General features: G+C 25.6%; 11 protein-coding genes. 4 read left to right on the forward strand and 7 right to left on the reverse strand.

Annotated elements, in window-relative coordinates:
- The 4 genes from PWP28_RS03835 to PWP28_RS03850 are packed head-to-tail and all read left to right on the forward strand — an operon-like array spanning nt 1 to nt 3,773.
- On the forward strand, nt 1-555 hold the full coding sequence (locus PWP28_RS03835) for a flavodoxin family protein (protein WP_109606606.1): 555 nt from the start codon (nt 1-3) through the stop codon (nt 553-555).
- 12 nt (nt 556-567) lie between these two features.
- Nucleotides 568-1,299 (forward strand): SDR family NAD(P)-dependent oxidoreductase, encoded by a 732-nt coding sequence (locus tag PWP28_RS03840; RefSeq protein ID WP_109606604.1) that lies wholly within the window; start codon nt 568-570, stop codon nt 1,297-1,299.
- 58 nt (nt 1,300-1,357) lie between these two features.
- A complete protein-coding gene (locus PWP28_RS03845; protein ID WP_109606602.1) occupies nt 1,358-2,311 on the forward strand; it encodes a dihydrofolate reductase family protein in 954 nt (317 codons plus the stop codon).
- A 22-nt stretch (nt 2,312-2,333) separates the two neighbouring features.
- The gene (locus PWP28_RS03850) at nt 2,334-3,773 is read left to right on the forward strand and encodes a hypothetical protein (RefSeq protein ID WP_109606600.1); all 1,440 of its coding nucleotides are present in this window, start codon (nt 2,334-2,336) and stop codon (nt 3,771-3,773) included.
- Nucleotides 3,774-3,797: 24 nt separating this feature from the next.
- Here PWP28_RS03850 and PWP28_RS03855 read toward each other — a convergent pair whose 3' ends face one another.
- The 7 genes from PWP28_RS03855 to PWP28_RS03885 all read right to left on the reverse strand — a co-directional run bounded on the left by PWP28_RS03855 (nt 3,798) and on the right by PWP28_RS03885 (nt 11,260).
- Complete coding sequence (locus PWP28_RS03855) at nt 3,798-4,937, reverse strand: ROK family protein (RefSeq protein ID WP_109606598.1); 1,140 nt, start codon at nt 4,935-4,937, stop codon at nt 3,798-3,800.
- Between the two features lie 124 nt (nt 4,938-5,061).
- Nucleotides 5,062-6,936, reverse strand: coding sequence for a DNA mismatch repair endonuclease MutL (mutL, locus tag PWP28_RS03860; protein ID WP_109606596.1), 1,875 nt, complete (start codon nt 6,934-6,936; stop codon nt 5,062-5,064).
- Between the two features lie 4 nt (nt 6,937-6,940).
- Nucleotides 6,941-7,660, reverse strand: a complete 720-nt coding sequence (gene rlmB, locus PWP28_RS03865) for a 23S rRNA (guanosine(2251)-2'-O)-methyltransferase RlmB (RefSeq protein ID WP_109606594.1) — start codon at nt 7,658-7,660, stop codon at nt 6,941-6,943.
- Nucleotides 7,633-8,046: a Mini-ribonuclease 3 gene (locus PWP28_RS03870; protein ID WP_146192175.1), complete on the reverse strand. Its 414-nt coding sequence runs from the start codon at nt 8,044-8,046 to the stop codon at nt 7,633-7,635. Before PWP28_RS03870 ends, rlmB begins: the two co-directional genes overlap by 28 nt.
- A gap of 14 nt (nt 8,047-8,060) precedes the next feature.
- Nucleotides 8,061-9,212 (reverse strand): glycosyltransferase, encoded by a 1,152-nt coding sequence (locus PWP28_RS03875; RefSeq protein ID WP_109606590.1) that lies wholly within the window; start codon nt 9,210-9,212, stop codon nt 8,061-8,063.
- Nucleotides 9,213-9,218: 6 nt separating this feature from the next.
- Nucleotides 9,219-10,235, reverse strand: a complete 1,017-nt coding sequence (locus PWP28_RS03880) for a lysylphosphatidylglycerol synthase transmembrane domain-containing protein (protein WP_109606588.1) — start codon at nt 10,233-10,235, stop codon at nt 9,219-9,221.
- A gap of 17 nt (nt 10,236-10,252) precedes the next feature.
- Complete coding sequence (locus PWP28_RS03885) at nt 10,253-11,260, reverse strand: glycosyltransferase family 4 protein (protein WP_305082160.1); 1,008 nt, start codon at nt 11,258-11,260, stop codon at nt 10,253-10,255.
- Nucleotides 11,261-11,361: the final 101 nt, after the last annotated feature.

Consider the following 11,361-nt stretch of genomic DNA (forward strand, 5'->3'; position numbering starts at 1 on the left):
ATGAAAACTTTGATTTTTTTTGGTTCAGCAAGAAAAAATGGCCATACTAAACAAATGTTAGATGTTTTAACTGATCAATTAGATCATGAATTTGAAATAATAGATGCTTATAACACTCATGTATCTCCTTGTAAAGATTGTAGATTCTGTTGGCATAAAAAAAATTGTGCGATAAAAGATGATATGCAAGAGATCTACAAAAAAATTGAAGAAGCAAACAATATTGTTTTTGCTTCACCAATGTATTTTCATACAGTAACTGGTCCATTAAAAATAATAATCGATAGATTACAAGTTTATTGGGCAAGTCATGTAAGAAAGGATAAACCTGATCATTTTTTAAGAAAAGGTGCAATTATAATGGTTGGAGGCGCTCCAGATTTTGATATTCAATTTGATGCCGGTAATCAAGTTCTTTCTAATGTATTAAAAGATTTAGATTCTAATTTAATAGGCTCAGTTACCCTTTCAAATTCTGATAGAGATTCTATAGAGTCAAAGCCATTTTTAAAAGATGAATTAAAACAATTAGCTCAAAAATTAAATATTGAATAAGAGGTGTTATTAATGCGTTTAAAAGATAAAGTAATAATAATTACAGGAGCAAGCTCTGGTATTGGTGAAGGAATAGCTAAACGTTTCATAGAAGAAGGAGCAAAAATAGTTGGCTGTGGCATAGAAGAAAATTTAAATTTTAAACATGATAATGCCATTTATGTAAAAGCTAATTTAACTAAATTTGAAGAAACCCAAAATGTTGTTAATAAAGCCTTAGAAAAATTTGGTAAAATTAATGGTTTAGTTAATTGTGCTGGTATTACTTTAATTGGAAGTCTTGAAACTAGTTCTGTTGAAGATTTTTCAAAACAATTAGATGTAAATGTAAAAGGTGTTTTCCATATGTGTAAAGCAGCTATTAAAGAATTAAAAAAACAAAAAAATTCTGCAATTGTTAATATTGGTTCTGACCTTGGAGTTAGACCTATACCAGAAAGAATTGGCTATTGTCCAAGTAAAGCCGCAGTAATTATGTTAACAAAATGTATTGCAGCTGAATATGCACCTAATGTAAGAGCTAATTGTTTACTTCCTGGTCTAGTAGAAACACCTATGATCAAATTTAGATTTGAAGAATCAGAAGATCCAGATGCTTTAAGAGCTGAATATGCTAAGATTTATCCTATGAATAGAATGGGAACTCTTGAAGATATGGCCAATACTGCTTTATTTTTAATAAGTGAAGAAAGTTCGTTTATTACAGGTGAAAAAATAGGTGTTTGTGGCGGAAGTTTAATATAAATATTAAAATACTGTCATTTATATAAATGACAGTATTTCCAAAAATAGGAGGTTTTTTATGGCTACTAAACTTGAAAAGATGTTGATGTTAGAAAAGGATATAAAATTAAATAAAATATATGAAAGTAATGATTTAAAAGATTTTTCATTAAAAATAATGAATTGTGAAAAAATAAATAAAGTATATGGCAATTTAACTTTTGAAAAAGCTCATGAAGATAGGCCATATACTTTTACTTCACTTGTAACTTCTATTGATGGTAGAATAGCTTTCTCTGATGCTCCACAAGGGCCTTTAATTTCAAGAAAAAATAATTATGCTGGAAATGGCGGTCTTGCTGATTGGTGGATATTAAATATGTTAAGATCCGTTTGTGATGCTGTAATACTTGGTGCCGGTACTATGAAAGCAGAATCTGATTATACATGTCATGTATTTGATCAAGATCTTGAAAATGCAAGAATTAAAAATAATTTAAATCCAGTACCATGGAATATTATTACTTCTATAGATGGAAAAGATATTCCATTCGATCATAGAATGTTTAAAGAAAGTGAAATTCCTTTAATAATAAGTTCTTCGTCAAAAGCTTTAAATCATATAAAAGAAAATATAAATAATGACTATATAGTTATAGGTCCTTTAAATTCAAAAGAAGATATAAATAATACTTTAATAGAAAAAATGAATAATTCAAAAAATAAAGTAATCATTATAATTACTGGAAAAAATGCTCCAGATTCTCATGTATTATTCTATTTATTAAAAAAATTTGGAATAGATAGATTATTAATTGAAACTCCTTCTTATATGCATTATTTAGTAAGTGAGAAACTTATGGATGAATTATTTTTTAATTATTCTTGTTTGTATATAGGTGGTAAAGCTTTAACAATTGGTCAATATGGAAAAGAATTTACTTCTGAATGTCATCCACATACAAAAATGTTATCAATTCATTCTCATAATGATCACTTTTTTTATTTCAGACATAGGTTAATTTATAATTAATATTAATGGGAGGTTCTAATTTATGAGTACTTTAAAAAGGCCTTTATTTGTAAAGAGTGATATTGATGCAGCTTTTGGAGTTTTTTTTGATGGCTTTACAAAAGTCATTGCTGGAGTTGCTATTATGATTGGAAGTATTGGACTTTCATCTAAAGTTGTTTTTGGAACTATACTTCCTGGACTTGGTTTTGGAGTTCTTCTCCTTCATGTTTTTACATGGTGGCTTGGAAATAAAACATCAAAAAAAACAAATAATACCTCAATAGTCGCTATACCAGCGGGTATTACAGCTGGAAGATTTTTTATTTGGTTATTTGCTATAATGCTTCCAACTTATATTTCAACAAAAGATGCAACTTTAGCTTTAGGTGTTGGTCTAGCTGCCAATATAATTAGCTCATTATTAACAATTGTTTTAAGTTTTTTTGAAAAGGCTATAGTTAATTCTATTCCCTCTGCCGCATTATTTGGTACACTTGCCGGAGGTGGAGTAACTTGGCTTATACTTGCTTCATTAAAAGATATGTTTGTAACTCCTTTAATAGCTTTAGTTTGTTTTTTTGTTTTATTAGTTCTATATACTTCAAATATTAAGACAAAACTTTCACCAGTATTGATATCTATTTTAGTCGGAGTTATTTTAGGGTTTTCTACTAAAAATATAACTATTAAAAATATTACAGATTCATTCTCAAGTTTGAGTTTCAATATTCCTTTTATACAAATAAACTATATTTTAAAAGGGTTTAGTGTAGTTTTACAATTTCTACCAATAATTATAGCTTTTACTGTAACAGAATTTGTAACAGCACTACAGGGAGTTGAACAAGCTAAAGTTGCTGGTGATGTTTATGATGGAAAAAAGACAATTATAGGAGTTTCTATCATGTCTGTAATTTCAGCACTTTTTGGAAACCCATTTTGTTTTTCTGTATGGTGGGGTCATGGTACATGGAAAGATATTAAAGCTTCAACAGGTTATAGTTTAATTGTTGGAATTAGTTATTTTATTTTATGTTCGACAGGTCTCGTAGCAATTGTAACAGCTGTAATTCCAACTGCTGCAGTATTACCTATTTTAATCTTTGTGGGTATGACTTCTCTAGCTGGAGCATTTCAAAATGAAGATAAAAAATATTTTTCTTTAATGTCTATCGCAATTGCGGTTCCAATTATAGAATATATTGGAAATATTGCAGGTGATGCAATGCCTAATTCTTTATTTATACTTGCAAAAGGGGCGCCTTTAATAGCTTTAGCTTGGACAAGTATATTAGTTTTTTGTTCAGAATCTAAATTTAAAAATGCTATAATAACTTGTTTTATATCAGCTGGAGCTGCTTTCATAGGATTAATTCATTCACCTTCATTAAAAATAAATGCAAATCTTGAAATAACTATTGCTTATTTAATAACAGCATTTATACTTTTTATTTTTAATTTTAAAAAAGAAAAAATATAAAAAGGCAGATTAAATCTGCCTTTTTTAAAAATTTAATATAGTTTTATAAAATTGTTCTTTTGTATAAGTTAAAGCTCCTTTTAATGAAGATATTTCTCCAACTTTTGAAACAGCTATATCTTGAAAATTTGTAATTGGAAGAACTATTCTTTTTTCAAGATCTGGTATTAATTCAGGTAATTTTTCAAAAATTATTGAGTTTATAACTATTAATTCAGGATTTAAAATATATATAAGATTCGTGAGACCTATTGATAAATTATCTAAAAAATCATTTAATATTAAAATAGAATCTTTATCCTGTTTTTTAACAAGATTTATAAAATCAGATATAGTTTGAACGTCTTTTTTTAATCTAATTTTTTGAATTATTGCAGAGTTAGAGCAATACATTTCTAAACAACCTCTTTTGCCACATACACATTTTTCTCCATCATGATTTATAACATGATGACCTATTGCATTAGCAAAGCCTAAAAATCCTCTTATTATTTGACCATTAGATATAATCCCTGAAGTTATTACTTCATCTATATTTATAACTATCAAATCTTTTAAGTTTTTATAATATTCATATTCAGCCATCGCAGAAAAATTACCATCATTATCAACAAAAACAGGTATTTTATATTTTTCTTCAAGTAATGCTTTTATATTTATATTTCTCCAACCTAACTTAGGTATTAATCTTATTATTCCATTTAAATCAACAACTCCTCTTACAGATACTCCTATTCCTATTATTCCATACTTCTTTTTAGGCAATTTCTTTATAGTTTCATCTAAAAAATTACATAGATAGTTATATGTATTATAAAAATTTTCATCTATTATATTTAAATATTTTTTTTGAATTATATTATTTCCAATATCTGATATTATAAATTCTATATGTGTTATATTTATATCTATTGAAAATATATATCCTATATCTTCTTTTAACATTAAAATAATCGGTCTTCTACCACCATTTGAATCACCTATTTCCGTTTCTTCTATAAGTTCAAGTTCAATTAATTCTTTAACTATAGTAGAAACTGTAGCTTTATTTAAGCCTGTATTATTAGCTATTTCAGCTCTCGATATTTTTTGTTCTTTATTTATTAAGTTTAAAATTGTTAATCTATTTATAACCCTAATATCCTTTGTTTCCCTTATTTTCATAACAACACCTCTTATAAAAATTATTATATTTACTAAATTATTGTAACATATATATAAATTGTTTTAGTAAATAAATTGTAAAAAAAATCCTGAGATATTATCGTTAATATTCTCAGGATTTTATTTAAGTTCTTTTAAAATAACTATCAATTTTACTAAAGTTTATTTCCATAGTTATAGGTCTACCATGTGGGCAAGTTAAAAGATTATATTTTTTTATATCTTCTAACAACTTATCAGCTCCTAAAAAGTCATCTCCTGTTTTAACAGCTGCTCTACACGACATTGTTGCTATTGTATCATCATAAATATTATCAATTGAATCTATACCTTTTAATCTTATTAAATTAGCCATATCCAAAATTAAAGAATTTATATCTTTAACTTTCATATTTCCAGGAGTAGAATTAATCTTAATTTTATTTTCTTCTAATATTTCTAATCCTATTCCCATTTTATCGAAATAAACTATATTTTCTTTAATTATTTCATAAGTTATATTATCAAATTGGATAATTTCAGGTATTAAAATCATTTTTTTATTTATTCTGCCTTCATTTATAAACTGTTCTTTAAGCTTTTCAAATATAACTCTTTCATGAGCAGCATGAAAATCTATTAAAAAAAGTTTCTCAAGGCTTTCAGCAATAATATATCTTTGATTTGATATACCAATTATTCTTATATTGTAGTTTATATTATTTTCATTTTTAATTTCATAATTTTTATTTTCTGATAATTTATCAAAATTATAAAGTTTTTCTTTTTTTATATCATAATTTATTTTACTATTATAATTATCTATTTTTTTCTTATATTCAAAACTATTATCATTATTTTCTTCTAAATACTCTATATTTTTTTTATTTGGGATATTTTCATTTAAAATATATTCTTTATTGTATGATTTTTCAATTTTTTCATTTGGAGATTTTTCTTCTTTAATATAATAATTATTTATCTCATTTTGATCATTAAAAGATTTTTCAACAAAATTTATTTCAAATTTTGTCTGTTCATTTAAAGAATCTCTTATAGCTCCTTTTATTATATTCATTACTGATGTATTATCAGAAAATTTAACTTCAAGTTTTTGAGGGTGCACATTAACATCGACTTCATCAGGAGATATTTCTACAAACAGAAAACCATAAGGGTGCCTTCCTTTTTCAAGCATATGTGCATATCCTGCTTCAAAAACTGTAAATATTGCTCCGGATTTTATATATCTATTATTTACAAAAAAGTTTTGTCCAGTTCTATTATTTCGAGTATACTTAGGATTTGATATCATTCCTTTTACTTTAATCCATCCATCATCTCTATTAACACTTATAAAACCATCTTTTTTCCATTCAGGATATATTATATTTAATTTATTTTCAAGTTTCATATCTTTTTGTACATTATAGATCATTTTATCATTTCTATAATATGAATATGATATATTTGAAGAAGCTATAAATTTTTCAACTATTTCTGTTACATTTCTACTTTCAGCTGATGATGATTTTAAAAATTTTCTTCTCGCAGGTACATTAAAAAACAGATCATATACTTCAATTATAGTACCAGAATTATTTTTTATTGGAACTTTTTCAATATTAACTTTTTTACCAGCTATAAAATCTATTTTAGTTCCAAGTTTTTCATCTTCCTCTTTAGAAATTATAGTCATTCTTGAAACTTGACATATAGAAGATAATGCCTCTCCTCTAAATCCATATGTATTGAGTGCATATAAATCATTTAATTGATTTAATTTACTTGTAGTATGTGGCTGAACAGCTGCTAATATATTCTCTTCATTCATCCCAAAACCATTATCTTCAACTTTGATATATGTTTTCCCACCATCCTTGATGGATATTTTTATATCATTTGAATCAGAATCAATGGAATTTTCAACTAATTCTTTTACAACAGCATATGTTCCAGTTATCACTTCACCAGCTGCAATTTTCATAATTATATCATCAGATAATCTTTTTATTTTCATAAAATCATTCCTTAATTCTTTGTTTTCTCGCTTCAAACATTATAATTCCGGCACTAACAGATACATTCAAGGACTCAACATCATTACTCATCTGTATAGAAATTATACCATCACAATTTTCTTTTACTTTCTGTCTAATTCCAGAACCTTCATTTCCCATAACTAATGCAAATCCACCAGTCATATCTACTTTATGATATTGAGTACCATTCATATCAGCACCATAAACCCAAATATTTTTTTCTTTTAATTTTTTTATTGTTCTCGATATATTTGTTACTTGAATTATAGGAATTCTAAATATTTGACCAGCTGAAACTTTTATTACTGTTGGCGTAACTCCAGATGAATTATCAGATGGAATTATTATTGCATCCACTCCAGCTGCAGCTGCAGATCTAACCATAGCACCAAAATTATGAGGATCTTGAACTTGATCCAATATTAATATATAGGGATCTTTTATATCATCCAATACATCCATGTACTTGTAATCAAATTCTTTTCCTATATCAGTTATAACTCCTTGATGATTTTCTGAATTAGAAAGCTTTTTTAATAAATTATTATCTACAAAAGAAAAAGATATATTTTTTTCTTTGACTTTTTTTATAAGTTTTTCTACTTCTTTATCTACTTTTTTACTATTGGTAAAATAGACTTGTTTTACTTGATAATCTGTATTTAAAATCTCTTTTAAGACATTTCTACCGTAAACATACATTTATCTATCACCTCAAAAATTTTATCAATTTTATCAAATCTTTCATTTAGAAAAAGAAAGCCAATTACAGCTTCTAAAGCCGTTGACTTTCTATATTCCTCATCATTTCCTCTTTTTTTTGCACCTCTTGAATTATAAGCTCTTTTATATATATCATGTTCTTCTTCAGAAAAAAGTTCTTCTACTAAAGGAACAAATTTAGAATGTGCATGAGCACTCAAAAATTTTTTTGATTTTTCATTAACTTTATTTATTTTTATTCTTCCATCGTTTAAAAGTTTTATTTTATATTTTAAAGCAAATACTGCGTCTCCAATATATGCAAAATTATCTATAGGTATTTCCCTGTTGTCGGCAAGTTTAACATCTAAAAACAATTTTTTCATATCACAATCCTGCATTAGAAATTGATCACTTCCTCATAAACTTTTATTATATTCTCAACATTAACTTTTACGGAATAATTTTTTCTTACGAAATCTATTCCTTTTTTCGAATAATCTTCATATAACTTTTTATCTCTTAATAATTTTAATATTTCATGTATAAAATCATCTTCTACTAACTCATCTATCATTATACCACCAGTTTCAGGTTGAGATAACAAATCATACACGCCCATCTTTCCAAGAGCAACTACAGGAGTTCCAACAGCCATAGACTCTAAAACTACAAGTCCTTGGGTTTCTGTATAAGAAGCAAAAGTAAAAATATCAGCTTGTTTATATGCATCAATAACTTTTTCACGTGGTTGTGCTCCAGCAAAAAATACTTTTTGTTGTAATTTATTTTCGACCACTATTTCTTCAAGATTTTGCCTTTCAACACCATCACCAATGATTAAAAATTTCAAATTAGATTCTTCATAAGTTAATTTTTTGAACATTTTTATTAAAAAATCTATATTTTTTTCTTTTGCAACTCTTCCAACAAATAATAAAACTCTATCATCTTCTTGTATATTGAAATTCTCTCTTATATTCCATTTAATATCACTTTGAAATTTATCTACATCTATTCCAGTAGGTATAACTCTTATATGATCAGATGGTACTCCATAATCAACAAGAACATTTTTAATATTTTCTGTCGGAGCTATAACTTTATTTAATTTTAAACACCAATTTTTTATCATATTTTGTGTTTGTTCTAAAGAAGGTCTTATTATTAAAGGAACATAATGCCTATAAAACTCATACATAGTATGATGAGTTCCAACATGTTTTATATCAAGGTTTGAAGAAATTATTCTTGCCATAATTCCTGTAGAAAAAGGCGCATGAGAATGTAAAACATCTAAATCAAGTTTTTTTATGTTAAATAAATGTTTTGATATAGGTAAAGCTATTCTTTGTTCTTTTTCTTTAAAATATCTAACTGCAGGAAATTCAAATACGTTTTTTTCATTTCTTTTATGTTCGAATTTATACTGAGGAACAAATAAGTATACATTATGTCCCATTTTTTCCATTTCTTCTTTATATATTTTTACGGCTGTAGCCACACCGTTTTTTTGCGGAATATAAGTATCAGAAAACATTCCTATATTCATATAATATCACTTCCCTCTTTTTATGTTATAGAAAAAAGAAAATATACCCCCAATTATTATTTGCAAATAATAAGTTGCAAACCTCCAACCTATTATAGAAATTAATACTCCTTTTGAATTACCAGTTATAGAAGAAAATAATATTTGATAAGCGCCTTCTATACTACCACTAGCACCTGGTGTAGGTATATAATAAACCACCATATTCAAAAGAGTCATACCTCCAAAAACTTTCCAGTAAAAAAATGGAACATGTTCAATTATCGCATATCTACTTAACATATAATATAACGCAAAAGCTTGAATCATTAAAACAATCAAACCTAATATTATGTCTAATATCATAAAAAATATTTTTTCATTCCATAGAAACCCTATTGAATCTTTTAGATCATTAGTCCAATTTTCAAATTTTTTTCCCATTGCATTTATCTTTTTGGCTTTTCTATTTTCAAGAAAACGAATAAGTTTGGCAATCCATTCGCTTTTTAAAAATAATATTAATAACAATATAGAAATAGAAACAGATATTATGAGACCTATATTTATCAATTTATTACTAAAAGCAGAACCCTTCAAAGATGAAACAACTGCTTTATAAGAAAATATAGTAACTCCAAGATTTAAAAACATCATTTCTAAAAATCTTGAAACTGTTATGTTTGTAGCTATTTCTGTTGTAAGACCTTGTTTATGCAAGTGGTATATTTGATAAGGCTGTCCTCCAGCGGCAAGTGGAGTTACAGAAGATAAAACATATCCTACTACATTGTTATAAAAAAGATCTATAAAATGAACTTTAGTTTTAAAAGGTCTTATTACTATTTTATATCTTATACTATCTACTAAATAGCTTAAAGAATATATTATAAATGCTATAAGAATATCAAAATATTTAACTTTTTTTATTTCATCTAATATATTTGTATCAGTCATTTTTCCTATAAAGAAAAACATTAAAATACTTATTAAAAAAGCAAAAATAAATCCAAAATAATTTTTACGTTTTTTGACTTCGGCCATTTTAAATTACTCCTAAATCACATCAAAGATTCATATAAATTTTCCCACTGTTTAATAACATTTTTTTCTGAATATATTTCAGATAATTCTATACTTTTATTTAATGCTGAATTATAAAAATCTTCATTTTCATTTAATTTTTTTAATATATTTGAAAATTCTTCATAACTATTTCCTTTTAAATACTTATCATATAAAATTTCTTTATAAAGTTCTATATCTCTTAATAATAAAGGCATATCACAATTTGAAGCTTCTAATAATGACATTGGAAATAATTCTTGATATGATGGCAAGAAAAAAACATCAGATAAATTTAAATAATCTACTACAGTATTTCTATCAACTATTCCAGTAAATATAACATTTTTTGGAGGATTATCATATATAGCCTTATATTTTTCATATCCTGAAGTTATTTTTCCAAAAGAAAATCCACCAACCCATATAAACAACATATTATTATTGACTTCAGCAGTTTTAACAAAATCATCTATACCCTTTCTTTTTTGAACTTGTCCCGAACCAACTACAACAAATTTACTATCTTCAATATTATATTTCTTTCTCAATTGATTTTTGATTTTCATATTATAAAATAAATCTTTATTAGCAATATTTGGTATGAAAAGAACATTTTCTTTTTTTACTCCTAATTTAATTAATTCTTCTTTATAATAAGAATTAACAACAACACATTTATCGGCAGTTTTATAAAAATTTATCATATATTTATAAAAAATTTTTTTAAATAATTTTGGAATATTTAAAGAATCTTCTATAGAATCTGGAACCATATGAGCTGAAACAACAACTTTTTTATTCTTTCTCTTATATTTCTTCATGAGAAAAAAATTTTTTAAATCTAAAGTATGAATATGACATATATCTTTTATTTCTTCACTATTTATGCTTACTTCTAATATTTTAGATTTTTTTAACATACTTGCTTGATCTTTAAAAGCCGAATCCACTCCTTGTCCTTTGACTTTATCAGATATAGAACTAATATTTAGTCTTATCATATCTTTCCTCCCTCTATAAAATACGCTTAAGTGAATATTTCATGATAATTCATAGAAATTAAAAAAAACAAAAAAATATAAAAGATAATAAATAATGAAAG

Source organism: Oceanotoga sp. (genome assembly GCF_030445905.1).
Classification (GTDB): Bacteria; Thermotogota; Thermotogae; order Petrotogales; family Petrotogaceae; genus Oceanotoga; species Oceanotoga teriensis.